Source organism: Geodermatophilus sp. SYSU D00525 (assembly GCF_054050475.1).
Genome location: NZ_JBJGZK010000019.1, coordinates 58,020 through 83,560, shown reverse-complemented (window position 1 = coordinate 83,560; position 25,541 = coordinate 58,020). Strand labels below are relative to the sequence as shown.

At 76.5% G+C, this 25,541-nt stretch carries 24 protein-coding genes and 2 tRNA genes; 12 read left to right on the top strand and 14 right to left on the bottom strand.

Going from position 1 to position 25,541, the window contains the following annotated elements; translation table 11 throughout:
- Positions 1–183: 183 nt before the first annotated feature.
- Positions 184–1,161: a UDP-glucose 4-epimerase GalE gene (galE, locus tag ACI796_RS16120; protein WP_456942236.1), complete on the top strand. Its 978-nt coding sequence runs from the start codon at positions 184–186 to the stop codon at positions 1,159–1,161.
- On the opposite strand, the gene ACI796_RS16115 is transcribed toward galE, so the two are convergent.
- From ACI796_RS16115 to ACI796_RS16095, 5 genes are all read right to left on the bottom strand, one after another.
- Positions 1,149–2,225, bottom strand: a complete 1,077-nt coding sequence (locus ACI796_RS16115; protein ID WP_456942235.1) for a putative glycoside hydrolase — start codon at positions 2,223–2,225, stop codon at positions 1,149–1,151. The genes galE and ACI796_RS16115 overlap by 13 nt on opposite strands.
- Positions 2,226–2,262: 37 nt before the next feature.
- The gene (locus ACI796_RS16110; RefSeq protein WP_456942234.1) at positions 2,263–3,822 is read right to left on the bottom strand and encodes a DUF4832 domain-containing protein; all 1,560 of its coding nucleotides are present in this window, start codon (positions 3,820–3,822) and stop codon (positions 2,263–2,265) included.
- A 254-nt stretch (positions 3,823–4,076) separates the two neighbouring features.
- Positions 4,077–4,292 carry a hypothetical protein gene (locus ACI796_RS16105; protein ID WP_456942233.1) on the bottom strand — a complete coding sequence of 72 codons (216 nt, stop codon included), beginning with the start codon at positions 4,290–4,292 and terminating at the stop codon, positions 4,077–4,079.
- A 70-nt stretch (positions 4,293–4,362) separates the two neighbouring features.
- Complete coding sequence (gene pelF, locus ACI796_RS16100) at positions 4,363–6,087, bottom strand: GT4 family glycosyltransferase PelF (RefSeq protein WP_456942232.1); 1,725 nt, start codon at positions 6,085–6,087, stop codon at positions 4,363–4,365.
- Between the two features lie 73 nt (positions 6,088–6,160).
- Positions 6,161–7,519 (bottom strand): hypothetical protein, encoded by a 1,359-nt coding sequence (locus ACI796_RS16095; RefSeq protein WP_456942231.1) that lies wholly within the window; start codon positions 7,517–7,519, stop codon positions 6,161–6,163.
- A 450-nt stretch (positions 7,520–7,969) separates the two neighbouring features.
- On the opposite strand from ACI796_RS16095, the gene ACI796_RS16090 reads away from it, so the two are divergent.
- Positions 7,970–8,839, top strand: a complete 870-nt coding sequence (locus ACI796_RS16090) for a hypothetical protein (protein ID WP_456942230.1) — start codon at positions 7,970–7,972, stop codon at positions 8,837–8,839.
- A gap of 12 nt (positions 8,840–8,851) precedes the next feature.
- Here the strand turns inward: ACI796_RS16090 and ACI796_RS16085 are convergent, their stop codons facing one another.
- Positions 8,852–9,022: a hypothetical protein gene (locus tag ACI796_RS16085; protein WP_456942229.1), complete on the bottom strand. Its 171-nt coding sequence runs from the start codon at positions 9,020–9,022 to the stop codon at positions 8,852–8,854.
- Positions 9,023–9,156: 134 nt separating this feature from the next.
- Between ACI796_RS16085 and ACI796_RS16080 the strand changes: the two genes are divergently transcribed.
- On the top strand, positions 9,157–10,203 hold the full coding sequence (locus tag ACI796_RS16080; protein ID WP_456942228.1) for an alpha-hydroxy acid oxidase: 1,047 nt from the start codon (positions 9,157–9,159) through the stop codon (positions 10,201–10,203).
- Here ACI796_RS16080 and ACI796_RS16075 read toward each other — a convergent pair.
- Both ACI796_RS16075 and ACI796_RS16070 read right to left on the bottom strand, forming a co-directional pair.
- Positions 10,200–11,252, bottom strand: a complete 1,053-nt coding sequence (locus ACI796_RS16075; protein ID WP_456942237.1) for a PHP domain-containing protein — start codon at positions 11,250–11,252, stop codon at positions 10,200–10,202. The two genes, ACI796_RS16080 and ACI796_RS16075, sit on opposite strands and share 4 nt — an antisense overlap.
- Positions 11,249–11,794 (bottom strand): DoxX family protein, encoded by a 546-nt coding sequence (locus ACI796_RS16070; protein ID WP_456942227.1) that lies wholly within the window; start codon positions 11,792–11,794, stop codon positions 11,249–11,251. The genes ACI796_RS16075 and ACI796_RS16070 overlap by 4 nt, the downstream gene beginning before the upstream one ends.
- 143 nt (positions 11,795–11,937) lie before the next feature.
- Here ACI796_RS16070 and ACI796_RS16065 point away from each other — a divergent pair, with 143 nt between their 5' ends.
- The gene (locus tag ACI796_RS16065) at positions 11,938–12,576 is read left to right on the top strand and encodes a hypothetical protein (protein ID WP_456942226.1); all 639 of its coding nucleotides are present in this window, start codon (positions 11,938–11,940) and stop codon (positions 12,574–12,576) included.
- Positions 12,577–12,606: 30 nt separating this feature from the next.
- Here the strand turns inward: ACI796_RS16065 and ACI796_RS16060 are convergent, their stop codons facing one another.
- Entirely contained in the window at positions 12,607–14,049 is a 1,443-nt protein-coding gene (locus ACI796_RS16060; protein ID WP_456942225.1) for a phosphatase PAP2 family protein, read from the bottom strand.
- 74 nt (positions 14,050–14,123) lie between these two features.
- Positions 14,124–14,654: a CGNR zinc finger domain-containing protein gene (locus ACI796_RS16055; RefSeq protein ID WP_456942224.1), complete on the bottom strand. Its 531-nt coding sequence runs from the start codon at positions 14,652–14,654 to the stop codon at positions 14,124–14,126.
- A gap of 90 nt (positions 14,655–14,744) precedes the next feature.
- Between ACI796_RS16055 and ACI796_RS16050 the strand changes: the two genes are divergently transcribed.
- From ACI796_RS16050 to ACI796_RS16030, 5 genes are all read left to right on the top strand, one after another.
- Positions 14,745–15,947 (top strand): MFS transporter, encoded by a 1,203-nt coding sequence (locus ACI796_RS16050; RefSeq protein WP_456942223.1) that lies wholly within the window; start codon positions 14,745–14,747, stop codon positions 15,945–15,947.
- 93 nt (positions 15,948–16,040) lie between these two features.
- A tRNA-Ser gene (locus ACI796_RS16045) sits at positions 16,041–16,129 on the top strand.
- A 217-nt stretch (positions 16,130–16,346) separates the two neighbouring features.
- The gene (locus tag ACI796_RS16040; RefSeq protein WP_456942222.1) at positions 16,347–17,186 is read left to right on the top strand and encodes a class II glutamine amidotransferase; all 840 of its coding nucleotides are present in this window, start codon (positions 16,347–16,349) and stop codon (positions 17,184–17,186) included.
- A 32-nt stretch (positions 17,187–17,218) separates the two neighbouring features.
- The gene (locus ACI796_RS16035; RefSeq protein ID WP_456942221.1) at positions 17,219–18,436 is read left to right on the top strand and encodes a carboxylate-amine ligase; all 1,218 of its coding nucleotides are present in this window, start codon (positions 17,219–17,221) and stop codon (positions 18,434–18,436) included.
- A gap of 118 nt (positions 18,437–18,554) precedes the next feature.
- Positions 18,555–18,627, top strand: a tRNA-Arg gene (locus tag ACI796_RS16030).
- A 72-nt stretch (positions 18,628–18,699) separates the two neighbouring features.
- Here ACI796_RS16030 and ACI796_RS16025 read toward each other — a convergent pair.
- On the bottom strand, positions 18,700–19,218 hold the full coding sequence (locus ACI796_RS16025) for a DUF6194 family protein (protein WP_456942220.1): 519 nt from the start codon (positions 19,216–19,218) through the stop codon (positions 18,700–18,702).
- A gap of 36 nt (positions 19,219–19,254) precedes the next feature.
- Between ACI796_RS16025 and ACI796_RS16020 the strand changes: the two genes are divergently transcribed.
- Positions 19,255–19,995 (top strand): MerR family transcriptional regulator, encoded by a 741-nt coding sequence (locus ACI796_RS16020; protein WP_456942219.1) that lies wholly within the window; start codon positions 19,255–19,257, stop codon positions 19,993–19,995.
- Positions 19,996–20,116: 121 nt separating this feature from the next.
- Here the strand turns inward: ACI796_RS16020 and ACI796_RS16015 are convergent, their stop codons facing one another.
- The 3 genes from ACI796_RS16015 to ACI796_RS16005 form a co-directional block, all read right to left on the bottom strand.
- Positions 20,117–20,962, bottom strand: a complete 846-nt coding sequence (locus tag ACI796_RS16015; protein ID WP_456942218.1) for a universal stress protein — start codon at positions 20,960–20,962, stop codon at positions 20,117–20,119.
- Positions 20,959–22,383, bottom strand: a complete 1,425-nt coding sequence (locus ACI796_RS16010) for an amino acid permease (RefSeq protein WP_456942217.1) — start codon at positions 22,381–22,383, stop codon at positions 20,959–20,961. Before ACI796_RS16010 ends, ACI796_RS16015 begins: the two co-directional genes overlap by 4 nt.
- Before the next feature lie 64 nt (positions 22,384–22,447).
- Positions 22,448–23,764 (bottom strand): alpha-hydroxy-acid oxidizing protein, encoded by a 1,317-nt coding sequence (locus tag ACI796_RS16005; protein ID WP_456942216.1) that lies wholly within the window; start codon positions 23,762–23,764, stop codon positions 22,448–22,450.
- Positions 23,765–24,028: 264 nt separating this feature from the next.
- On the opposite strand from ACI796_RS16005, the gene ACI796_RS16000 reads away from it, so the two are divergent.
- The gene (locus ACI796_RS16000; RefSeq protein WP_456942215.1) at positions 24,029–24,946 is read left to right on the top strand and encodes a hypothetical protein; all 918 of its coding nucleotides are present in this window, start codon (positions 24,029–24,031) and stop codon (positions 24,944–24,946) included.
- A 25-nt stretch (positions 24,947–24,971) separates the two neighbouring features.
- Positions 24,972–25,469, top strand: a complete 498-nt coding sequence (locus ACI796_RS15995; protein WP_456942214.1) for a MarR family winged helix-turn-helix transcriptional regulator — start codon at positions 24,972–24,974, stop codon at positions 25,467–25,469.
- Positions 25,470–25,541: the final 72 nt, after the last annotated feature.

The window sequence follows — 25,541 nt, the reverse complement described above, 5'->3', positions numbered from 1 at the left end:
GGACCCGGTCACCTTCGGGCAGGTCGTGCAGCAGAAGCGGGTGCTCGACGGCCGCAACGCCCTGGACCGGGAGGCCTGGACCGCCGCCGGCTGGACCCACCGCGCCCTCGGCCGCCGCGCCGGCTGAACCGGTGTGACCCGACGGACCCCCGGCCGGGCCCCCGCGGCACCTAGGCTCGGCTGGTGACCTGGCTCGTGACCGGCGGCGCCGGCTACATCGGCGCGCACGTGGTCGTCGCCATGCAGGCGGCGGGGGAGCGGGTGGTCGTCCTCGACGACCTCTCCACCGGCGACGCCGACCGCGTCCCCGGCGTCCCCGTGGTCGTCGGCAGCGTCCTCGACGGGCCCCTCCTCGGCCGCGCGCTGCGGGAGCACGGCGTCACCGGCGTCGTCCACGTGGCGGCGAAGAAGCAGGTCGAGGAGTCCGTCCGCCGCCCGCTGCACTACTACCGCGAGAACGTCGAGGGCCTGCGCGTCCTGCTCGAGGAGGCGACGGGCGCCGGCGTCGACCGGTTCCTCTTCTCCTCCAGCGCGGCCGTCTACGGCATGCCCGACGTCGACCTCGTCGACGAGGACACCCCCTGCCGCCCGGTGAACCCCTACGGGACGACGAAGCTGGTCGGGGAGCGGATGGTCGCCGAGGTCGCGGCCGCCACCGGCCTCCGCCACGCCAGCCTGCGCTACTTCAACGTCGCCGGGACCGCGGCGCCCGAGCTCACCGACCGCGGTGTCTCCAACCTGGTCCCGATGGTCTTCCAGCGGCTCCAGGACGGGCAGCCCCCACTCGTCTTCGGCGACACGTACGACACCCCCGACGGCACCTGCATCCGCGACTTCGTGCACGTCGCCGACATCGCCACCGCCCACGTGGCCGCCGCGCGCGGCCTCACCGACGGCCGGGTGACCGCGCTGACGGCGAACGTCGGCCGCGGCGAGGGCGTCTCGGTCCGGGAGATGGTGCAGATCGTCCGGGAGGTCACCGGGACGGCGGGGGAGGCGTGGTCCGAGCCGGTCGTCGTCCCGCCGCGCGCCGGGGACCCGGCCCGGGTGGTCGCCTCCGCGGACCGGATCCGCGCGGCGCTGGGCTGGACGGCGCGGCACGACGTCCGCGCCATGGTGTCCTCGGCGTGGGAGGGCTGGACGGGCGCTCAGCGCCGGTAGACCGCGCCCTCGTGCGGCTGGAGGGTGACCTTCGCCGGTGCGGGCTCCCCGGTCGCCGTCCGCAGCCCCGGCGGGACGGTCAGGGCGACCTTGCGGCGCTTGCTCTCGTTGAGGTTCACCCCGGCCCAGCCGTCCTCGAACTCGCGCCACCACGCGTTGCCGCGCTGCTGGGGCCGGCCGAGCGGGGCGCCGAGGTCCCACTCGAGCTCGGGCCGGAACGGTGTCCCGCTGTACCCGTCGTGGTCGGTGGCCGAGTAGTACGCCCGCTCCTGCGGCCCGAAGACGAACAGCGCGGCCAGCCCGTAGAGGAAGTTGGGGTGGTCGTCCCGGCCGTCGGTCGCCGTCCGCACGACGGTGATCCCCGGGCCGGCCAGCTCCTCCATCTGGGCGAGGGCGCTGACCGGGTCCAGGAAGTCCCCCGGCCCCCAGGCGAGGAAGACCTCCTCGAAGCCCCCGCCGTACGCGGCGTGCCGCGCCCAGCGCCCCGGGTCGCGCCGGGACTCGGCGATGTTGGGGACCAGCAGCTTCCCGACGTCGTTGAGCCGCTTGCCCGCCTGCGGCACGAACTCGTCCATCGTGCGGCGCAGGTCGGCCATCGTCCGCCCGCCCTCGATCGGCGGCCGCAGCCCGTAGTAGTCGTCGAAGACGTCGTTGTCGGCCATGACGCCGTCCCACGGGGTGTCCTCGAGGAAGTCGACCACGTCGTCGCACCACCGCTCGCGGTAGTCCGGGTCCCACACCGCCATCTGCCAGTGGCCGGGGTAGGTCGCCCACTCGATGCGGCTGCCGTCCTCGCGGTGGGCGAACCACTCCTCGCCCGCCTCCTCGGCCTCCTCGAGGCTGACCCCGGAGGTGAAGACCGGGCCGGTCTCGAAGTCGCGCACCGAGGACAGGCACTTGTAGGCGAGCACGGTCATGTCCGGCCGCTGCTCCTTCAGCCGGGCGGCCGCCGCGGACTCCCAGGGTTGCAGGATGGCGACCTGGTAGTGCTCGACCGCGAAGTCCAGCTGCTCGTCCGACAGGGGGTCCTGGTACCGGATCCAGGCGCCGCGGCGGGTGACCATGCCAGCAGCCTGTCAGGTGCGCCGCGCCCGGGGCAGGTCAGCCCACGGTGAGGACGTGCCGGAGGTCGTTGCGGCCGGTCGCCGGGTCCCACAGCCCCTCGTTGGCCAGCCGGACGGCGTAGGCCGGGTCCGCGGCCAGGGACGGTGCCGCGTCGGGCAGCGCCAGGGCGAGCGTCCACGGGCCCGGCGCCGTCGGCACCGCGACGTCGAGGGCGAACGTGCGGGTCGTCCCCGGCGTGAGGCTCCGGACCTGTACGGGGACCGGGCGGACGATCGTCTGCGCGCCCTGGCCGAACACCACCTGCACCGGCCGGTCCGACATCGGGACGGCCCAGCCGTCGTTGACCAGCGTCAGCGTCAGGCGCACCGTCCCGCCCGGCTGCGCCGTGGCCGGGAACGAGCCGGACACCAGCCGCAGCCGGTACCCCAGCGAGCGGGCGGCGGTCGTCAGGCCGTCCCCGCCCCACGAGTCGAGGACGTCCCGGTGGAAGTCGGCGTTGAGGAAGGTCCAGTGGTAGCGGGCCAGCTCCGTGGCGGCGGTGGGCCACTGCGAGCGGGTGCCGTACGTCCCGCACGTCTCGCCGCCGACCGGCACCGTCGCCGACTCGGTGGCCAGCCAGGTCCGGTCCCCGTCCGAGGCGAACGTGCCCATGTCGGTGTCACTGGCCAGGAAGCAGTCGTTGTGCACCCCGACCCGCGCGGCGTCCGCGCCGCTCACCAGGCGCTGTTTGATCGCGGGGTAGCGCACCTGCACCGGGATGTCCGGCGACGTCGCGTCGAGGAGGGCGCCGAGCACCTGGCCCCGGCGGGCCCAGTCGGCGTCGGTGAGGACCCAGGGGTTCGCGGGGTCGGAGGCGTACTGCTCGGAGTAGTACCACTCGCCCCAGCGGCCCACGAAGCCCGCCTGCAGCACCGCGACGACGTCGGAGCCGGAGTTCAGCACCGGCGCGAGCTGCCGGACGTGCGCGACCGCGCGGTCCGGGGGTGCGTCGTGGCCGCTGTCGGGGGAGTAGGCGAAGCGGACCACCAGCTGCACCCCCGCGGCACGGGCGGCGTCGAGGTCGGCGGCGACCTGCGCGAGGAACCGGGCGTCGACGGAGTCCTGGTCGGCCAGCCCGCCCAGGTAGAACACGCGGTAGACCAGCGTCACCGCCTCGGTCGTCCGCCACGCCGTCAGCGTGCCGACGTCCAGCGGCGCGTACGCGCCGCCGTCGGGGGACCAGCGGGTCTCGGTGTAGTGGGTGAAGCCGCGCTCGGGGTTGGCGATGACCGCGTCGGTGGGCGCGTAGGTGACGCCGACGGGCGCGGTCGCGGCGGGTGAGGCGGTGACCGGGGCCGGCGTCGTCGTGACGGGTGCCGCCGTGGTGGGCGCCGTCGTCGCGGCCGGGGACGGCGCCGTCGTCGCGGCCGGGGACGGTGCCGTCGTCGGGGCCGGCGCGGGCGGGCGGCGACGGCCCGGGCTGAGCACGGCGGCGGTGGCGCGGAGGGCTCCCCGGACGCAGGGCGTGCGGTCGGCGCAGCGCGCGTCCAGCGAGGAGCGGGCGGCTGCCTCCGTGGCGACGTCGGCGGGCGCGGAGGGCGCCACCGTCACGGTCACCGCCAGGACCAGCGCACCGACCCCTCCGGAGAGCCAGCGCAGGCGACGACCGCTCCTGCGCCGGCGGAGCCGCGCCTCCGGACCGTCCGCCGTGTGCGCGCCCACCCGCCACCTCCCGCCAGGGGACGGGCCGGCGCCGTCCCGCGGGGAGGGCGGAGGACCGGTCCGTCCGTGTGCGTGGAGTAGTCAAGCAAGCACACAGCGCTGCGTCTACCGGGCAGTCGCAGCCGCCCCACGCACCACAGGGGAGGTGGTCAGACCTCGAGGGCGGGAGCGGGCTGCCGGGCGGCCGTGCGGGAGGGCAACGGGGAGGACTCGCGCCACCACTCGTCGGGGTCGGCCCACGGTCGCACCGGCTGCTGGACGGGAGGGGTCCAGGCGGGCGTCCCCGTGCGCGGTGCGGAGCCGGGACGTGCCGCCAGCAGCCAGGGGACGACGAGCAGTGCACCGAGCAACAGCAGAGAGGCCACGGGAGCTCCATCGGCACGTCCCGTGCGGTGCTTGACCGCACGCCCGTCACCGTCGACGGGCCCGGCGATCTTAGGTGGCCGGACGCACGCCGAGGAAGCCCGGACGCGACCGGCGGGGACGGTGGACGACGTCCGTGCCCGCCGGGACCTCCCGGACCACCGGCTCGACCGCGGGCGCGCTCCCCGGCCCGGGGCCGGCGACCGCTGCCGCGTCCCGGGTCGGCAGGCCGCCGAGCTCGCGGTAGAGGTCGTTGTAGGCCCGCATGGCGTCGACGAGCTGGAAGAAGTCCTCGACCCGGCCCCGGGCGTTGCGGGCGTACTCGGCGTACAGCGCCGGGTCGCCCATCAGCCGGGCCAGTCCGTCGGCGAGCTGCGCGGCCATGTTCGGCGCCTTGTGCAGCGGGTCCACGAGCATGCCGCACGGTCCCCACGTGTGCCCGGACCCGCTGGTCAGCGGGTCCTCGACCAGCTGCGCCATGCCACCCACCTCGGTCCCGACGGTCGGGATCCCGGCGGTCATCGCCTCGAGGACGACGATCGGCTGGCCCTCGTTGTAGCTGGGCAGCACGAGCAGGTCGTAGTTCCCGATCTCGGCCTTGACGTCGACCACGCCGCGGAAGGTGACGTGCGAGGACAGGCCCAGCCGCTCCACCTTCTCCAGGCAGGCCGCGTAGTACTCCGGGACGTGGTCGGTGGGGCCGAGCGCGTCGAGGTGGAAGTCCGTGACGCCGCGCTGCAGCAGCAGGTGCACGGTGTCGAGGAGGTCGAGCATGCCCTTGATGGGGACGACGCGGGCGATGTAGGCCAGCCGCCACACGCGGCCCTCCGGCGTCCGGGCGATGTCCTCGAGCGCGCGCAGCCGCTGCTGGTACGCCGGCTCCACCGCCGCGGGCACCATGCCGTTGGGGATGACCACGCTCTTCTCCACCGGCGCCCCGAGGTCGGCGGCCTCGGTGATCGCCTTGGGGTACAGGTAGGTGATCACCTCGGCGCTCGGGTAGCAGAGCCGGCCCATCTCGATCCACCAGGTCATCCACGCGCGCTGGGTCGGCGGGACGTCGAAGGTCCGCCAGTCGGTGGCGGTCACCGGCAGCGCCATGTCGCGGTCGAGCAGCAGGTTCACGGTGTCGCGGACGTAGAGGTTGTGCTCGGTGAGCAGGAACCGCCCGCCGTTCTGCCGGGCCGCCGCCGCACCCATCAGCGTGGCGTAGCCGGTGGTGTGGGCGTGGTAGACCCGCGCCCGCGGCAGGTCGTTGCCGAGGACGGCGCAGGCGAGGGAGAAGAACTCCCGCATCAGCCAGAACGTGTCCACCAGCGACAGGCCGAGGCCGGACCACCGCTGCTGCAGGACCTGCATGAACTCCTGCGTCCCGAGCAGCGCCCACAGCGGGTAGCGCCGGGTGCGCGGGTTCATCCCCTCGTCGTAGAGGGACCACACGGGGTCGGGGTCGCCGGCGACGACGGACTCCAGGGCGTCGAACAGGCGGTGGGCCAGGGCCCGGCGCCCCCGCGCGGACATCCCCAGGTCCCGCGGCGTCAGGTCGCGGAAGTCGGCCTGGTGCTCCTGCATGCTCAGGTAGAGCGGGTGCACCCAGCGGACGTTGGAGGGCATGCCGTAGAGGTCCTCCTGCGGGCTGGCGGAGTCCCAGGTGACGTGGATGATCCCGAAGGTCAGGTCGGGGTTCTCCACCACGATGTCGTGGACGACCGCGGAGACGCCGCCCTTGAGGTAGGGGTAGGTCGACTCCATGACGATCGCGACGTCGACGTCTTCGTAGGCGGGCTGGGATGCCATCCCTGCAGGGCCTCCTCGTGCTCGGTGCTGGTACCCGGTGCGCGGCGGTGGGTCGGAGGGTCGGGGGAGGGGGTCACCAGGACGTCGCGTGGCGCCAGAACAGGCTGTACTCCGGCCGGCCCCAGTGGCGCAGGCAGCTGCGCAGGGCCACGGCCAGGAGCACCAGCTCGACGCCGGCGAGCGCGAGGTAGACGGCGGGACCCGGGGGCAGCAGGAGGAACGCCGCGACGCACGCGGCCAGGTGCAGGGCGCCGAGGCCCTGTGCGAGCGCCCGCTGCCCGACGTAGTCGAGCTTGTAGGAGACGACGGTCGTCATCATGAACGTCCAGGACGCGACGGCGACCGCGGCGGTCAGCCCCGCGGCCCGGGGCTCCCAGGTGACGACGCCGCCGGTGACCACCAGGACGAGCGCGGCGCCGGCGAGCCCGGTGGACAGGATCGCGGAGGTGACCGCGCCGGCCAGCCGGGACGAGTGGCGGTGCAGCCGGTCCAGCGGCTCGTCCTCCATCGCCGCCCGCAGCCGGCCGACCTCCCGGTCGAAGCGTGGCGCGAAGAGGACGAAGTAGGCGTTGTAGGCGAGGATCGCCGGCAGCAGGGCGAGGAACACGGTGTCGACGGCGAAGTCGCGCCCGGCCGCCAGCAGGAAGACGTACTTGTCCGCCCACAGGACCGCACCGAGCAGCAACCCGCGCACCAGGTCCGCGACGACGTCCCGGCGGTCGAGGACGAGGGGGTCGGCCAGCTGCCGGACGTGGCGGCACAGCGGGACCAGCAGCACGGCGATCCCGGCCAGCGGCGGCAGGATCCACAGCGTCGGCGCGGTGAAGAGCGCGGCGGCGTACGCGGCCCAGGCCGCCGCCCACAGCCCGCGGTGGTCGGGCCGGTTGGTGAGCACCAGGAGCTGCACGAAGAGCAGGTGCGCGACGGTGAGCGCGAGGTAGGCGCCGAGCACCTCGAGCGGCCAGTCGAGGACCAGTTGCACGGGGACGGCGAACAGCGCCACCACCGACAGCGAGCGCAGCGCGATCAGCGGCCAGGCGCGGCAGAAGGCGACCAGCAGGGCGTCGGGGTCCGACCGGTGCAACGTGTCGCCGATGCCGCGGTACAGCGGCATGCAGACCGACTGGCTGAGCCAGGGGACGGTCATCGAGGAGGCGAGGACCACGCCGGTCAGGCCGACGCCGCCGATCCGGGCGGCACTGATCTCCTCGTCGACCAGCGGGAACACGGTGCTGAGCAGCAGGACCGGGGTCAGGTGCAGGACCAGCTGGCCGACGGTGCCGAGGGGCCGGCCGCCGGCCTCCCGCGGCCAGGCGAGCGCCAGCCCGCCGACGACGAGCACCCCGACCGCCACCGTGATGCCGAGGACCAGCCCGCGGTCCTGGATCGAGGGGAGCAGCAGCGTGCCGGTCAGGAGGGCGGCGACGGCCACGACACCCGGGCCGTATCGCCACGCTCCGTGACCGGAGTGGTCGCCGTGACCGGCTCCGCGGACGTGCGTGGGCATGGCGTCGAGCACTGTCGGACCCCCGTGGGAAGAGCTGCCGGTCCTCACCCGTCAGCGCTGACACGGAGGTTGCCGCGAGTCTGGCACGCATCTCCGGACGGCCGGGTCGCGCGGAAGCGACCGGAGAACGGTCCGCGACCGATGCCCTCCGGGCCGTGACCGGCACGCCTCGCCGGCGGCTCGGATGTGGTGAACGCCACTCTCGAAGCGGTCCGGGGGCCCTGGTGCGCCGCCCGCCGGGACGTGGCGGCGACCACACGCGGTCACGACGGAGCGGTGTCGCCTCACCCGTCAGAGTCGGCCCACCGGCCCCGTCCACCCCTGTGGTGTGACCGGACTGTCACGTCCGGACCCGGACCTGCCGATGCTGCGCACGTGTGGACGTGGATCGTCGGCGTACTCGCCGCGTGGGTGGTCGTCGCCGTCGTGCTCGGCGTCGTCCTGGGCCGCGGCATCCGGCTGGCGGACCGCCGCTCGCCGGGCACCGGGGTCGAGGAGCCGCTGACGCCCGCGGTGCTCGGTGGCGCCCGGGCCGCCGCGCGGCCGGCCGCCCGCCCGGCCCGCCGGCGCGTGCCGCTGCCGCCGGTCGGCGTCGGCCTGGCCGGTCTGGCCGTGGCGCTGGAGGCGGTCGGCTACGCGCTGCACCTGCGCGGGACGACCGGCCAGGTCGCCCGCGTCCTGTCCATGGACGCCCCGTACTCGCTGCCGCGGATGTACGTCGCGGCCCTGTTCGCCGCCGCCGCCCTGGCCGCGGTCGCCGGCGCGGCGCGCAATCCCGGCCGGCGCACCTGGTGGCTGGCCGTCGGCGCGGTGGCCGGCGGGATCGCCGCGGTCAAGGCCGGCAGCACCGTGCACGTCGATGCCGTACAGGCGCTGTCGGCCGTCGTCTCGCCCGCGGGCGCCGTCGTGGTGAGCGTCCTCGCCGCCGGGGCCGTGCTGGCCGTCCTCGCGTTCCTCAGCCGCGCCGAGCGCCGCGACCGGCGCCGGGTGCTGAGCACCCTCGGCCTCTACGCCGTCGCCGCGGTCGGGCTGTCCGCCGTCTCGGGCTGGGTCGGCGCGCAGTGGTACGCGATGGCGACCTTCGTCGAGGAGTCCGGCGAGGCGCTGTCCGCCGTCGCGGTGCTCATGGCCGTCCTCGTCGGTGTGGCGCCGCGCCTGGTGCTCCCGGCGTCCTGGCTGCGCCGCCGCGACGACGCGCTGTCCCTCGAGGCGCCTGCGCAGCGGGTCCCCGTCGCGCAGGACTGAGCGCCGCGGACGTCAGCCGGCCGCGAGCCAGCGGGCGGCCGGCCGGAGGCCGGTGCGCGGGTGGGCGTCGGCAACGGGGGCGCCCCGGTCGGCGACCTCGGCGTGGTGCAGGGCCCGTCCGAGGACGACGGCGACTGGCAGACCGAACGACAGCCACGCCACGCAGATCAGAGCGACGACCACGGCCACTCCTCGAGACCGCTCGGTTCCCCCGGGCCGACCTGACCCCGACGCGGCCGTTCCCCGACGGGGCCGTTCCCAAACACGGCCGTTCACCTCGTGTTCCCCGGCCGGTCGGGGACGACGAGGATGCGGACGTGCTGCCGGTGCTGACCGACTCCCGGGAACGGGCCCGCGCCGCGCTCCCGTCCGAGGTGTGGGACTACTACGAGGCCGGTGCCGGCGACGAGGTCACCCTGGGCGAGGCCGAGGCGGCGTGGCGGGACTTCCGGCTGCGGCCGCGGGTGCTGCGCGACGTGTCCGGCGTCGACCTGACCACCCGGCTGCCGGGCGCGGAGGCCGCCTCGCCGTTCGCCGTCGCGCCGACGGCCTTCCACGCGCTGGCGCACCCGGACGGCGAGTGCGCGACCGTGCGCGGCGCCGGCGACGCCGGGTGCCTGACCGTCGTCTCCACCCGGGCCTCCCGGACGCTGGAGGACGTCGGCGCCGCCGCGACCGGCCCGTGGTGGTTCCAGGCCTACCTGATGCGCGACCGCGGGCTCACCGAGGCGCTCGTGCAGCGGGCCGCGGCGGCCGGGGCGCGCGCGGTCGTCCTCACCGTCGACACCCCGTACGTCGGCCGCAAGGACCGGGTGGCCGGCGTCCGCATCGCGGTCCCCGACGACGTCTTCCTCGTCAACCTCGCGCAGCACCTGGTGCCCGGGGCCGTGGCCCGCGAGGCGGCCGAGCAGGACCCGTCGGCGACCCCGGACGCGATCGGCCGGCTGGCCGGGGTCTCGGGGCTGCCGGTCCTGGTCAAGGGCGTGCTGCGCGGCGACGAGGCGGACCGCTGCGTCGAGGCGGGCGCGGCCGGCGTCGTCGTCTCCACGCACGGCGGGCGGCAGCTGGACCGGGTGGTGCCGAGCGCGCACGCGCTGCCCGACGTGGTCGAGGCGGTCGGGGGCCGGGTGCCGGTCCTGGTCGACGGCGGGATCCGCAGCGGTACCGACGCCCTCGTCGCGCTGGCGCTGGGCGCCGACGCGGTGCTGGTCGGCCGGCCGGTGCTGTGGGGGCTGGCCGCCGACGGCGCCTCCGGGGTCACCGCGACGCTGGAGGCGCTGGCCGCGCACCTGCGGCACGTGCTGGCGCTGGCCGGTGCGACCTCACCGGCCGACCTCGGGCCGGACGTCGTCGTCCGGCGCTAGCCCGTCGTCCAGTCGAGCAGCTCGTCGGCGGTCCAGGTGTTGACCACCCGGTCGGGGTCGACGCCGGTCTCGACGGCGCGCTCGCAGCCGTTGCCCTGCCAGTCCAGCTGGCCGGGGGCGTGCGCGTCGGTGTCGATGGCGAACTCGCAGCCCAGCTCGACGGCGAGGGACAGCAGCCGCAGCGGCGGGTCCAGCCGCTCGGGCCGCGAGTTGATCTCGACGGCGGTGCCGTGCTGCACGCAGGCGGTGAACACGGCCTCGGCGTCGAAGGCGCTCTCCGGCCGCGGCCGCTGCCGCCGTCCCTCCCGCTGCTCGCGGGGGATGAGCAGCCGCCCGGTGCAGTGCCCGAGCACGTCGGTGTGCGGGTTCGCGACCGCGGCCAGCATCCGCTCGGTCATGGCCGCGGACTCGGCGCGCAGGTCGGAGTGCACGCTCGCGACCACGACGTCGAGCCGGCCGAGCAGCTCGTCGGTCTGGTCGAGGCTGCCGTCGACGTCGATGTCGCACTCGATGCCGGTGAGGATCCGGAAGGGCGCGAGCTCCGCGTTGAGCTCCGCGACGACGTCGAGCTGGCGCTCCAGCCGCTCCGGCGTCAGCCCGTTGGCCACGGTCAGCCGCGGCGAGTGGTCGGTCAGCGCCATGTACTCGTGGCCCAGCCCGATGGCCGCCTCGGCCATCTCGCGGATCGGGCTGCCGCCGTCGGACCAGTCCGAGTGCGTGTGCAGGTCGCCTCGCAGGGTGGCGCGGAACTCCGCCACGTCGTCGGCCAGCGGGACGAGCTCGGAGTGGGCCTCCTCGAGCCGGGCCAGGTACTCCGGCACCTCGCCGGCGTGCGCCTGCACGATCGCGGCGCCGGTCTTCGGTCCGATGCCCCGCAGGTCGGTGAGCGTGCGCGTGCGGATCCGCCGGTCGAGCTCCTCGGGCCCGATCGTGTCGACGACGGCCGCCGCGGTCCGGAACGCGGCGACCCGGTGCGTGGGCTCGCGGGCGCGCTCCAGGAGGAAGGCGATCCTCCGGAGCGCGGCCGCGGGTCCGAGGGGGGTGCTCAGCTGGCCTTCCTCGCCTTCCTGGCGGCCTTCTTCTGCGCCTTGGCCGCGCGCCGGGTGGCCTTCTCGTAGCCCTTCTCCGTCGACTCCGCGGCGCGCCTGGCGGCGCGGCGGGCCCGGTAGCCGACCGACGGGCGGCCCTCGGTGTCGACGGCGGCGATCAGCAGGCCGCCGAGCAGGCCGGCGTTCTTGAGGAAGTTCGAGAGCTGGCCGAAGCGCTCCTCCGGGTCCTCGTGCTCCCAGAAGCGGTGGCCGGCGAAGGTCGTCGGGACGATGCTCCCGGCCAGCGCGAGCGCGCTCAGGCGGGGCAGCTTGCCGAGCGCGAGCAGGGCGCCCGCACCGACCTTGATGCCGGCGTCGATCTTGACCCACTGCTCGGTGTCGCGCGGCACCTGGACCGGCAGTTGCTGGTCCGCCGTCCGGGTGATCGTGTCCACCACCGGCTGGGCCCCCGGCACGCGGGTCTGCGGGTTGCGCAGGGTGTCGACGCCGCCGTAGAGGAACGACGCGGCGAGCAGGGGCCGGGCGATCCGGCGGACCAACATGGATGACCTCTTCCGTCGATGGGACCTTCCGCGTGCCCCGTGCCCGCCCAGCGGTCCGGGACACCCTGATCGGAACCTAGTGATCGGCGTCTCCCCGCGCTCGGTCAAACCTCCCCGGGCCGGGGGTGCGGGAGGATCGGCCGGTGCACCCGACGGCCCGCTCCGAGTGGCGGCCCGCGTGGTGGGTGCTCCTGCTCGGGCTGGTCGCGGTCGTCCTCTTCGGCGCGGCCCTGGTGGTCCGGCTGCACTGCGGGGCGGGGCCGTGCGCCGGGTCCCCCGTGGGCCGGCTGCTCGACCTCGACGCGGTCGGCGGGCTCCCGCGGCTGTTCACCACCGGCGTCTTCGTCACCGTCGCGGCACTCGCGGGGCGCGCCTGCCGACCGGTCGCCAGCCGGGCCCGGCTCTGGTGGGCTGCGGTCGCGGCAGCCGGGCTGACGCTGGCGGTCCTCAAGCTGGACGGCACGCACTCGGTGGCGGAGGCCGGGACGTCCCCGTTGACGGCGCTGCTCCTCGGTCTCGCCGTCGCCGCGCCGTCACTGGGGCTGCTGGCGGTGGCGGGACGGGCCTGGCGCGTCGCCGCGACCGTGCCGGTGGTGGCCGCGCTCGCCGGCTACGCGGTCGCCGCGCTGGGCCTGGACGCCGTGACGCACCTGGTCGAGGCGCTCGCGGGCGGCGCCGGGGCGGCGGCGACGTTCGTCGAGGAACTCGGCGAGGCGCTGGCCGCGGTGGCGGTCCTGGCCGTGGTCCGCTCCGGGACGGCGCCCGGTCGTCCGGGTCGCTGAGGGCGCAGAGGCCCGCCCGCGGCACGGGGGTCAGGACGTGCGGCTGCAGTACACCGTCAGCGGCGCGCGCTTGCCGAACACGAACGACGACGACGCGGCGCCCGTCTCGCCGTCGTAGGCGACGCGCTGCGGGCCCGACCAGAGGTGCACGTGCAGCTCCGGCGTCGCGAAGGTGGCGTAGCCGGAGCTGCGGTCGCTGACCCCGAGCAGCGCGCCGAGCACCGCCCGCGTGCGGCTGAACGGCACGTCGGCGCGCAGGTACTGCACGTCGAGCAGGCCGTCCTCCAGCCGCGGCCGCCACGCCGGCGCCAGGCCGCGCGGGGTGTAGCGGCAGTTGCCCACGAACAGGATCCAGACGTCCACCGGCCGCCCGTCGAGCACCATCGACACCGGCGTCCCGGCGCGCAGCACCCGCGCCGCCGCCACGGCGGTCGCGGTCCACCGGCCCAGGCGGCCCTCGAGCGCGTCCCGGCGCCGCACGAGGTCCGGGTAGACGCCGATGCTCGCGGTGTTGAGGAACGGCACCCCGTTGACGTCGGCGACGTCCACGCACACTGCCTGCCCGGCGGTCACCGCGTCGGCGGCGTGCTCGAGCGTCTCCACCCCGAGGTCGCGGGCGAAGTGGTTGAGCGTCCCCGCCGGCAGGACGGCCAGGGGCAGCCCGGCCTCCAGCGCCACCGCCGCGGCGGCCGCCACGCTGCCGTCGCCGCCGGCCACGCCGAGCGCCGTCGCCCGCCCCGACCGCGCCGCCTCCTCGAGCAGGTCGCCCACGCCGCACCCCTCCGACGCGCTCAGCACCTCGGCGCCCGGCAGGAGGCGGCGGATCTCCTCGACGGGGTCGTAGCCCTCCGGTCCCGACCGCGGGTTGACGGCGACCACGAGGCCCTTCCCGTCGGGCAGGGCGGGCGCGCTGCGCGCGGGCCGCACGCGCGCCGGCTCGGTCGGGCGCACGGGCCACCACCGCCGGCCGGCCAGCGCCACGCCGGCCCCGATGGCCAGCCCCGAGACGACGTCGCCGGGGTAGTGCACGCCCACGTGCACCCGCGAGTAGCCGACCGCCACCGCCAGCGGGGCCAGCGCGGCCCCGGCCAGCGGGTCCTCCATCGCCACGCCGGTGGCGAAGGCGGCCGCGGACGACGAGTGGCCGCTCGGGAAGGAGAGGGTGTGCGGCGCCCGGTGCAGCCGGCGGTCGGTGGCCAGGTTCGCCAGGTCCGGCCGCACCCGGCCGAACAGCCGCTTGAGGACGGCGTTGACGATCCCGCTGGCCACCGCCAGCGACCCCACGCCCCGCAGCGCGCCCCGCCGCAGCGACCCGCGGCGCAGCCCGAGCACCAGCGCGATCGCGAACCACAGCTTGCCGTGGTCGGCCGCCCGGGTCAGCCGGCGCAGCCAACGGTCGGCCGGGCTCGCGGGCAGGGCGCCGACGGCGGCGTGCAGCCGGGCGTCCCAGTGGCGCAGCCGCAGCGGGGTCACCCGCCGGACGCTAGTGGAAGGACCCCTCTGTCCCCACCGCTCGCAGGCTCGCGGCGGGACCCTGCACAGGGGCCTCAGGCCTTGCGGCGGGCCCGGTAGGCGGCGACGGTCGAGCGGCTGGCGCAGGTGTTCGAGCAGTACCGGCGGCTGGCGTTGCGCGAGGTGTCCACGTAGACGTCGTCGCAGCCCTCGGCCGAGCAGACGCCGAGCCGCTGCCACCCGTGCTGGGCCACCACGTGGGACAGCCCCATCGCCACCGTCGTCGTCAGCTGCTCGAGCGCGGAGGCGTCGGGGCGGGCGTAGTGCAGGTGGAGCTCGCCGTCGTGGTCGGTGGCGTAGGGGTGCGGCCGGGCCAGGGCGAGCAGCTCGTTGAGCCGGGCGATGACGTCGTCCTGCGACCCGGCGACGGCGACCGCGCGGACCAGGTCGGCGGTGGCGGCGGCGCGGCGGGCCTCGGCGGCGGAGAGCTCCAGCGCCGTCTCGGGGGTGAACCACTCGTCGTGGGTGCGCAGGAACGCGGTCCAGTCCGGGTCCGCCGCGCGGTCGGCGTTGGCCAGGTCGATGGCCAGCTCCACCGCGTTCGACCCGTAGGTGTCGTAGTCCATGTGACTCCCTACCGCCCTGCTATCGTCGTAGGGGGTCAACGGGATTTGACCCCCTACTGTTCCCCTTGCGATCAGCTAAGTGAGTTCGTCGTGCGTTCGTACCTGTCCGTCTGGCGCCTGCCGTCCGCCCCCGTGCTGCTGCTCGCCGGCTTCGCGGGCCGGCTGCCCTCGGCGATGGTCCCGCTGGCGCTGCTGCTCATGGTGCAGCAGCAGACCGGTTCCTACGCCGCCGCCGGCCTCGCGTCGGCGACCTACGGCCTCGCGATGGCGGCCATGGCGCCGGTGCTCGGCCGGCTCGCCGACCGGCGCACCCCGCGCCCGGTCCTGCTCGCCCAGGCCGGCGCCTACCCCCTGCTGCTCGCCGTGCTCGTGGCCGTCGTCCTCGGTGGCGCGCCGGTCGCGGTCGTCGTCACCGCGTCGGCCGCGGCCGGTGCCGCGACGCCGTTGGTGTCGGGCACCGTGCGGGCGCTGTGGTCGCGGGTGGACCCGCGGGTGCGCGGCACCGCCTTCGCCCTCGACGCGACCGCCACCGAGCTGGTCTTCGTCGCCGGCCCCACGCTGGTCGCCACGCTCGCCGTCCTCACCGGCCCGGCGTGGGCGCTCGGCGTCGCCGGCGTGCTCGCGGTGGCCGGCGCGCTGGGCATCGCGACGTCGCGGGCGCTGCGCGACTGGGCGCCCGTGCCGGCCGCCCAGCGCACCAGTCCCTTCGCCACCGTGCTCGCCCCCGGCATGCCGCGGGTGCTGGTCAGCGGCTCGGCGCTGATGCTCGGCTTCGGCGCGCTCGAGGTGGCCATCCCGGCGTTCGCCGACGCCGCCGGCTCGCCCGGGATGTCCGGGCTGCTGCTGGCGCTGTGGTCGCTGGGGTCGGTCGCGGGCGGCCTGTGGTTCGGCGCCCGGGTGGTCAGCGCCTCGCTGCCGCGCCAGTACCGGTGGCTGCTGCTCGGCGTCACCATCGGCCTGGCGCCGCTGGCCGCGGCGTCGAGCCCGTGGGTCCTCGGCGCGCTGCTGTTCCTCGGCGGGACGGCCATCGCGCCGACCCTCACCGTGCAGAACTCGCTGGTCGGCTCGCTCGCCCCGGCACACGCCACCACGGAGGCCTTCACCTGGCTGTCCACGATGGCCACCGGCGCCTCGGCGGTCGGCGCGGCGCTCGGCGGTGCGCTGATCGACGGCCCGCACGGGGTGACCGGCAGCCTGGTGCTGGCGGTGGCCGGCGCCGCCGCCGCGGTGCTGGTGACCCTGCTGCCCGGCCGGCGCGCGGCGTCGTCCCCGCGGGAGCGGATGGCCGTCTGACCCCGCCCTCCCGGCCCGGACCCCGGGCCGGGAGGGCCGCGGAGGCCGCTGGTAGTCTCTCCTCCGGTGGTTCCGGGGGAGACCCGGACCCCGGGAGGCTTCGCCTAGTCCGGTCTATGGCGCCGCACTGCTAATGCGGTTTGGGTTAACCCCCATCCCGGGTTCAAATCCCGGAGCCTCCGCGCACGACAACTGCACAGCACGCACCCGCAGCCCGACGGGCGGAGCCCCCGGCTGCGGACCCCGTGCTCAGCGCGACGCCCGGTCCCCGGACCGGGCGTCTCTGCGTCCACCCGCCCTCGCGGGCGGGTGCCGCCGTCGCCCACGCCTCCCGGCAGAACCGACGCCTCATCCCCGGCGGGGGAGGCGCGACGCCGCCCCGGGCGCTGTCATGGCGCCATGTGCCGCTGGCTCGCCTACTCAGGGAACCCTGTCCTGCTCGAGGACCTGCTCTACCGGCCGGCGAACTCGCTGGTCGTGCAGAGCCTGCACTCACGGCTCGGGGTCGAGACGACCAACGGTGACGGCTTCGGGGTGGGCTGGTACGACGGCCGGCCCTCGCCCGGGCTGTTCCGGAGCACGGACCCGGCCTGGAACGACCGCAACCTGCAGGAGCTCTCCGCGCACGTCGAGGCCCCCCTCGTGGTCGCCCACATCCGGGCCTCGACGGGGACCGCGGTCCAGCAGACCAACTGCCACCCGTTCCGCCACGGCACCTGGCTGTGGGCGCACAACGGCGCCCTGGCCGACTTCCACCGGGTCAAGCGCGACCTGGCGCTGGCCGTCGCCCCGGAGCTGTTCCCCGAGATCGAGGGTTCCACCGACTCGGAGCTGTTCTTCCACCTCGCCCTCACCTTCGGCCTCCAGGAGGACCCGCCCGCCGCGGTGGCCCGGGCCGTGGGGCTCGTCGAGGAGGTCGGCCGACGGCACGGGGTCGACTTCCCGGTCCAGATGACCGTGGTCACCACCGACGGCGAGACGCTGTGGGCCTTCCGGTACTCCAGCGAGGGGCGGTCGCGCTCGCTGTTCACCAGCACCGACGTCTCGACGTTGCGGGCCCAGTACCCGGACAACCCGCTGCTGCACCGGGTGACGGACGACGCCCGGCTCATCGTGTCCGAGCCGCTGGGTGACCTCCGGGGCGCCTGGCACGAGGTCCCCGAGTCCAGCTGCGTGGTCGTGCGCGGCGGCCGGCAGGAGCTGCTCCCCTTCACCGTCGCCGCCCCGGCGATGGTGTGAGCCCGGCCCCCGCGAGGAGTCCCCGTGACACGGTGCCGGCCGGCCCGGCGGTCCCGGTGACGTCGTCCCCGGTGCCGGTCACCCCGCCGACCGGGAGCGCGGGCGCCGCCGGGATCCCCCACGCGGCGGCGACGACCATGGGCGTCGAGGAGGAGTTCCTCCTGCTCCGGCCGGACGGCTCGACCGTCTCCCTGGCGCCGGACCTGCTGCGCTCCCTGCCCGGCGAGGTGCGCCTCCAGCCCGAGCTCATGCAGTTCCAGGTCGAGAGCACCTCCCAGACGCGGACGGACCTGCGCGACGTCGCCGCGGACCTCGTCGGCACCCGGCGCGTGGTGGCCGAGGCGGCCGGGGAGCGCGGCGCCCTCCTGGTGGCCAGCGGCACCCCGCCCTCCGGCGTGCCCGGGCGCGTGGCGGTCACGGCCTCGCCGCGGTACCGGTCGATGCTCGACCGGTGGAGCCCGGCCGGGGAGGACGTCACCTGCGCGACGCACGTGCACGTGGGTGTGCCCTCCCGGGACCTCGGGGTGGCGGTGGTCGAGCGGGTGTGCGGCTGGCTGCCGGTGCTGCTGGCGCTGGGGGCCAACTCGCCGTTCTGGCGCGGCCGGGACACCGGCTGGGCCAGCTACCGGCACGTCGTCCTGCGGGCCTGGCCGACGGCCACGCTGGCGCCGCGGCTGCCGGACGCGGCGGCGTGGGACGGGGCGGTCGCCGAGCGGATCGCCGCCGGGGACGCGCTGGACCCGGCCAGCGTCTACTGGTTCGCCCGGCTCTCGCCGCGCTACCCGACCGTCGAGATCCGGGTCGGCGACGCCGCGCTCACCGTCGCCGAGGCCGTGCTGCTCGCCGGCCTCTGCCGTGCGCTCGTGGTCACCGCGCTGCGGGAGGCGGTCGCCGGCTGCCCGCAGCCGCCGTTGCCGGACGCGACGGTGGCGGCCTCGGTCGTCGCCGCTGCGCGGCGGGGGCTCGGCGGCCTGCTCCTCGATCCCACCAGCGGGCGGTGGACGCCCGGGCGGGACGTGCTGCCCGGCCTGCTCGACCACGTCGGGGCGGCCCTCGAGGAGGCCGGGGACGCCGACCTGGTGCGCCGGTTGCTGGAGGCGCGCCTCGCCGCGCGCTCGGGGGCCGCCCGGCAGCGGGCCCTGCGCCGGCGGGTGGGACCGCGGGGCTTCGTCCCGGCCCTCGCCGCCGCGACCCTGGCCGGTGACCCGGTCGGGTACGAGCCCCCGACTCCCCGGACCCCGGCCGACTGAGCGGGCCGGCCGCGGAGCCCGCTGCCCCGAGCCGGTGGTGCCCGCCGTCACGGGCAGGCCCCCGACGGCGGCCGTGCGGCACCCGCTACACTCGTTCCCGTGCCGCTCGCGCGGTGCCGCACCCGTAGCTCAACGGATAGAGCATCTGACTACGGATCAGAAGGTTAGGGGTTCGAATCCCTTCGGGTGCACGTCTGGTTGAGACAGCACAGCGACCCCGTCCTCTCCCGAGGGCGGGGTCGTCGTGTGTCCGGCCCCCGTGGTCAGGAGCCGGTGCGGGCGGGTCGGCCGGCGGCGGCGCGGCGGCCGTGGCGGGCCCGGGCCCGCGCGTGGGCGCGGGTCAGCAGGTCGCGCACCGTCGCCTCGGTCCGCGGCCCCGGGTCGACCACGCAGACCCACCCCAGCTCGCCGTAGACCGAGTGTGCCAGCACGGTGTCGGCCGCGTCCGGGGCGGGCTCGTCGTCGCCGGCCGGCTCCCGCGGCGCCCGGCCGACCAGCGCGGTGAACTCCTCCCGCCCCACCCCGACGTCCACGCGGAACGTCCCGGGCCGGTCCAGCCGCGAGGACCGGTCGCCGGGCAGGTCCTTCGTCACGACCGTCGCGAACGGCTGCGTCCGCGGCACGACGCCGTCGGGCGCCCAGTAGAGGAAGACGTCGCCCCAGGCCGCCTCCGGCGAGCCGTCGCCCGGGCCCGGCCGCAGCACCAGGACGCCGCCCAGCGAGGTGACGTGCCCGATGATCTCGTCGATGTCCACGCCCTCGAGCGTGGCATTCAGGTGCATGTGGAGGGTCGGGCCCGAGAGGACGGGGAGGGACCGGTGCGGAGTCTCCAGTCGGGCCTGCGGACGGTCGACGTCGCCCGGCGGGCCGGGTGCTCGGTCCAGCACGTGCGCGACCTCGAGGCCGCGGGCGTGCTGCCCGCGGCCGGGCGCACCGCGTCGGGGTACCGCGTCTTCACCGAGGAGCACGTCCGCGCCGCGCTGGCCCACCGCGCGCTCGCGGGCGCCGTCGGCCCGGTGCACGCCGCGGAGCTCCTCCGCGCCGCCCACCGCGACCCGCCGCGGCTGCTCCGCCTCCTCGACGCCGCCCACGCCCGGCTCGACGCCGAGCGGCGCGACCTGGCCCTCGCCCGGGAGGCCGCGGAGCTGATCGCCGGCGAGCCGATCCGGGACGTGCGGCCCTCGGACGCGATGGGCGTCGCCGAGCTCGCCGCGGCCCTCGGCGTGCGCCCGTCGACCCTGCGGCACTGGGACGCCGAGGGGCTGGTCAGCCCGCGGCGGGGAGCCGGCGAGGCCCGCCGCTACTCGCCGGCCGACGTCCGGGACGCCCGGATCGTCCACCAGCTCCGGCGGGCCGGGTACCGCATCGGCCCGCTCCGGGAGCTGGTGCCGCGGTTCCGCGAGGCGGGGCGGCACGACGACGTGCTCGCCGCGCTGGCCGCCCGGGACGCCGACGTCGACGCCCGCTCCCGGGCGCTGTTCGAGGGGACCGCCGCGCTCGCCGCGCTGCTCGGCGCGGGCGTCGCGGGAGGAGGTCGAGGGGCGGGGGGCCGGTCCTGACGGTCTGGCCGCGTTGGTCGGTCCACCGAGCTGTCGGTGGCCACTCGATTGCCGGCTGCCCCCGCCCACGTCCACTGTGAGCGCCGTCACAGGAGGCGTCAACCCCGCCCGGGCGTGTCTCTCAGCCCTCCGTGCCGCGGGGGACGACGACCACCGGGACCGGCGCCGCGCGCACGATCCGGGTCGCCGTCGAGCCGAGGAACACCCGCGCCAGGGGGCCCAGCCGGGACGAGCCCACGACCAGCAGGTCGCCGTCGGACCACCCCGCGGCGGACACCGCGCCCGGCCACCCCGCGCCCCGCGCCACCTCCGTCTCCGGCGGGCCGGGCAGGCCGGCGGCCACCCGGTCCAGCTCCTCCCGCGCCTGCCGGGCCCACGCGGAGCTCACCTCGCGCTCGACGTGCAGACCGGTCTCCGAGGGCAGCAGCGGGTCGCGCTCGGGCGCGAAGGTGACCAGGCGCAGCGGCACCTCCCACGCGGCCGCGGTGCGCCGCACCCAGGCCAGCGCCGCGCGGGAGCGGTCGGTGCCGGCCCACGCGCAGGTCAGCCGGGTCACCCGCCCACCCGGCGCGCCCGCCCGCGCGGCCAGCGCCAGCGGCACGGGGGAGGAGCGCAGCAGGTGCTCGGGCACCGCGCCCTCCCGGCCGAGGACCAGCAGCGTCCCGCCGACCTGCCCCACCACGGTGACCAGCCCGGCCGGCACCGACGGCGCCTCGACGGCGACGGTGCGCACCTCGGCCACCCCGGACTCCCGCAGGGCGTGCGCCGCCCGGCCCTGGCGGGAGCGGACGACGTCGGCGACCCACGTCCGGTACTCGTGGTCCACCCGCGGGTCGGGGAAGCCGCGAGGGACCACCGTGGCCACCACGACGTCGTCCCCGCCCGTGCGGGCGAGCGTCGCGGCCAGGTGGAGGTGCCCCGCGCCGCCGTCCTCGAGGTCGGCGGGGTGGCCGACGACGAGGGTCACCGGGGCGTCCGCAGCGCCGAGTGGGTGCGGGCGTAGGTGGCGTAGACGACCGCGGCGACGGCCAGCCAGCCGGCGAACAGCGCCCAGGTGATGCCGGGCAGCCCCCAGATCAGGTAGAGGCAGAAGGCCACCGACAGCACCGGCACCACCGGGAAGCCGGGCACCCGGAAGCCGCGCGGCAGGTCGGGCTGGGTGCGGCGCAGCACGACCACCCCGATCGACACCACGGTGAAGGCGACGAGCGTGCCCATGCTGGTGAGGTCGACGAGGAAGTCCAGCGGGACGAACCCGGCCAGCAGGCCGACGAACAGCGCGACGGCGACGGTGCCGCGCACCGGCGTCAGCGTGCGGCGGTCGACCTGGCTGAACAGCGACGGGATCATGCCGTCCCGGCTCATCGCGAACAGGATCCGCGTCTGGCCGTACATGGTCACGAGCGTCACCGAGAAGATCGAGACCACCGCCCCGGCGGCCAGGACGACCGCCGGCCAGCGCGACCCGGTGACGTCCTCGAGGATCACCGCGAGGCCGGCCTCCTGCCCCTCGAAGGCGCCGGCGGCCTGGGCGCCGACCGCGGCGAAGGCGACCAGCAGGTACACCGCCGTCACCACGACCAGCGCGCCGATGATCGCCCGCGGCAGCGTCCGGCGCGGGTCGCGCACCTCCTCACCCGCGGTGGAGACGGCGTCCAGGCCGATGAAGCTGAAGAAGATCGACGACGCCGCGGCGCTGACCCCGGCCACCCCCAGCGGGGCGAACGGCGTGAGGTTGCCGGCGTCGAAGGCGGTGAACGCGACGGCGGCGAAGAACAGCAGGACGCAGACCTTGAGCACGACCATGACGGCGTTGGCCCGCGCGGACTCGCTGGCCCCGCGGACCAGCAGCAGCGCGCACAGCGTCACCAGCACGATCGCCGGGAGGTTGACCGCGCCGCCGGCGCCGGGGGCGGAGGACAGGCTCTCCGGGATCCGCACCCCGACCGTGTCGTCGAGCAGCTCGTTGAGGTACTCGCTCCAGCCCACCGACACCGCCGCCGAGCTGACCGCGTACTCCAGCACCAGGCACCAGCCGACGACGTAGGCGACGACCTCGCCGAGGGTCGCGTACGCGTAGGAGTACGACGATCCCGCGACCGGGATGGTGGAGGCGAGCTCCGCGTAGCAGAGCGCGGTGAACCCCGCGGTGATCGCCGCCAGCACGAACGAGACGACGACGGCGGGGCCGGCCTCGGGCACCGCCGTGCTCATCACGAAGAAGATCCCGGTGCCGATGGTGGCGCCGATGCCCAGCCCCATGAGCTGGCCGACGCCGAGGCGTCGGGCCAGCGCCCCGCCCTCGGGCTCGCCGGCGCCGGTCTCCTCGACCATGAGCGCGACCGGCTTCCGGCGGAAGAGCTGGGAGCGCACGGTGGGAGCACTCACGCTGACCTCCTCGACGGCGGGTCGACCGCGCCCACCCTCCCCCTCCTGCGCGGGGGCGGCGAGTTCAGCCCACCCGGCGGAGCACCTCCGGGGTCAGCTCGGCGACCGAGGTGTGGCCGGTGAGGCCCAGCGTCAGGTCGAACTCGCCGAGCACGTCGGAGACGACCTGCCGCACGCCGGCCTCCCCGGCCAGGCCCAGGCCCCAGGCGTAGGGCCGGCCCAGCAGCACCGCCCGCGCCCCCAGCGCGACGGCGACGAACGCGTCCGCGCCGCTGCGGATGCCGCTGTCGAGCAGCACCGGCGCGCGGTCGCCGACCGCCGCGACGACGTCGGGCAGCGCGTCCAGCGCGGAGATCGAGCGGTCGACCTGCCGCCCCCCGTGGGTGCTCACCACGACGCCGTCGACGCCCTCGTCCAGCGCCCGCCGGGCGTCGTCGGGGTGCAGGATCCCCTTGAGCAGGATCGGCAGCCGGGTGCGGGCGCGCAGCCACGCGAGGTCGGCCCAGGTGATCGAGGGCCGCGAGTAGATGGCCTGGAAGGTCTCGACGGCGGCCCGCGGCAGCGGCGAGCGCAGGTTCTCCCGCAGCGGGCCGGGCCAGGCGCGGGCCATGCCGACCATCGCCAGCACCGCGGCCGGCGTCGGGCGCGGCTGGCGGTCCCGCCCGGCGGCCTGCCCGGCCTGGGCGGGCGCGGCGTCCCCGGCCTCGGCGACGCGCCGCTCCACCAGCCGCCGGAACACCGGGTCGGAGGTGTACTGCGCGATGCCCTTGCCGAGCGCGAACGGCAGGTGGCCGAGGTCCAGGTCGCGCGGGCGCCAGCCGAGCATCGTGGTGTCGAGGGTGACCACCAGCGCCTCGCAGCCGGCCGCCTCGGCGCGCCCGACGAGGCTCTCCACGAGCTCGTCGGAGGTGGACCAGTACAGCTGGAACCAGCGCGGCGCGTCGCCCATGGCCCGCGCGCAGGTCTCCATCGGCACCGACGCCTGGTTGGAGAAGACGAACGGCACGCCCAGCGACGCGGCGGCCCGGGCGACGGCGAGGTCGGCCTCCCGGTGCACCAGCTCCAGCGCGCCGACCGGGCCGAGCAGCAGCGGGGCGGGCAGGCGCCGGCCGAACAGCTCGACGGAGGTGTCCCGGGCGCTCACGTCGCGCAGCACCCGCGGGACGACGGCCCACCGGTCGAACGCGGCGCGGTTGGCCCGCTGGGTGGCCTCCGCCCCGGCGCCCCCGGCCACGTAGGCGTAGGCGCGGGCGGTCAGCCGCCGGCGGGCCCGGCGCTGCAGCGGCCGCGCGGTGGTGGGCACCAGCGGCGTGCGCCCGTACACCCCGGCGCGGTAGACCTCGTTCTGGCGGCGGCGACCGGTCCCGGCTGCTGAGTCCACGGGGTCACCGTAGTGACCCGGCTCACCGGTCCCGCCCGCCCCTCGGGGCACCCGCGGTCCCGACACGCCGGGCCGTTCCCCGCGACGCGCCGTCGACCCGTCGTCAACGGGCGTTCACGCACCGCATCATGGGGGAGCGCCGCCGCCGGGCCCACCGGTGCCGCGGCGTGCGCGACCGCTCGAGGGGGAAACGTGCCGGTCGGGTCCGTGCTCAGGCGCACGCCCCGCCCCGTCGTGCCGACGGGGCCCGCTCTCCTGTTCGCCGTGTCCGGCCTCCTGGCGTGTGGGGTGGCGCTCGCCGGCCCCGCGTCGGCCGCCGACGACCCGACCCGGCCCGACGCCCGCGTCACCCACGGGCCGAGCTGCCGCCCCGGCGGGGTCGCCGTCGAGGTGACGGCGGGGACGGTCGCGTACGCGGTCACGCTGGCCACCACGCGCACCCCCGGCGGCGAGGACGCCGCCGAGCTCGCCCCCGGCGAGACCGTGGTGCTGCGGACCGGGGACGTCGACTGGGGCGAGACGATCGACAGCCGGCTGGAGTACGCGGCGCTCGACGGCTCGGGGACGGCGTACGCCGACGAGCTCGACGGGTTCTCCTTCACCCGCCCCGCCGAGGAGGACTGCGCCAAGATCACCGCGCCGCCGTCCGCGGACGTCCCGCCGGCCCCGATGCCGACCCCCGTCCCGGAGCCCGGCGCGCCTGCGGGCGAGGCCGTGCCGATGCCGGTGCCGGGCCTGCCCGCCCCCGAGACCGCGCCCGGCGCTCCCGCCGACGGCCCGCACGCCGGCGCCTCGGTGTCGGCCTCGGCCGACCAGGTCGCGGCCGGGAGCGAGGTCGTGCTGAGCGCCGCAGGCTTCGGCGCGGGGGAGCAGGTCACCGTCAGCGGCCCCGACGGCACGGTGCTCGGGACCGCGGCGGCCGCGCCGGACGGCACGGTCGAGGTGGTCGTCCGCATCCCCGACGGCGGCGTCCCCGGGCCGACGACGCTCGAGGTGGTCGGGACCGACAGCGCGCGCACCGCCGCGGTGGACCTGCGCGTCGCCGCGGCGCAGGGACCGGTCGACCCCGACCCGCTGCCGCTGCCGCTCGTGGCGGCCGGCCTGGCGCTGGTCACCACCGCCACGGGGCTGGTGCTGGCCGCGGGTCGGCGGCGCCCCGCGGACCCGGCCGGGAGCGCCTGACGCGGACCTGGGCCACGATGGGGCGATGCGCCCCGACGACGTGCTGACGACCGGGATCCCGGCCGACCCCGCGGCACTCGCGGGAGCCGCGCCGCGCGCCGCGGAGACGTGGCTGCGGATCGTCCAGGTGCACGACCGGATCACCCACCGGGTCGACTCCGCGCTGCACCGCGAGCACGACCTGTCCCTCACCGGCTTCGAGGCGCTGCGGCAGATCGCCGAGGCGCCCGGCGAGCGCGCCACGATGGGCGAGGTCGCCGAGGCCCTCGGGCTGTCCCGCGCGGGGGTCACCAGCACCGTCGGCCGGCTGGTGGAGCAGGGCCTCGTCGTGCGCGAGCGGCGGCCGGGGGACCGGCGGCTGCTGCACGCGCGGCTCACCGAGGCCGGCCGCGAGCGCGTCCGCGCCGCCGCGGTCACCCACGACGAGCTCGTCGCGCACCTGCTCACCCTCCTGGGGGACGACGCCGCCGTGGTCACCGACGCGCTCGCCCGCGTGTCCGCGGCGACCCGCATCCGCCGCTGACGGAGGGCCCCTGCAGGGGCCGGGACGACGGCGTCCGGAGGAACTTCAAGCCCGTAGTGTTTGCGGGGCGTT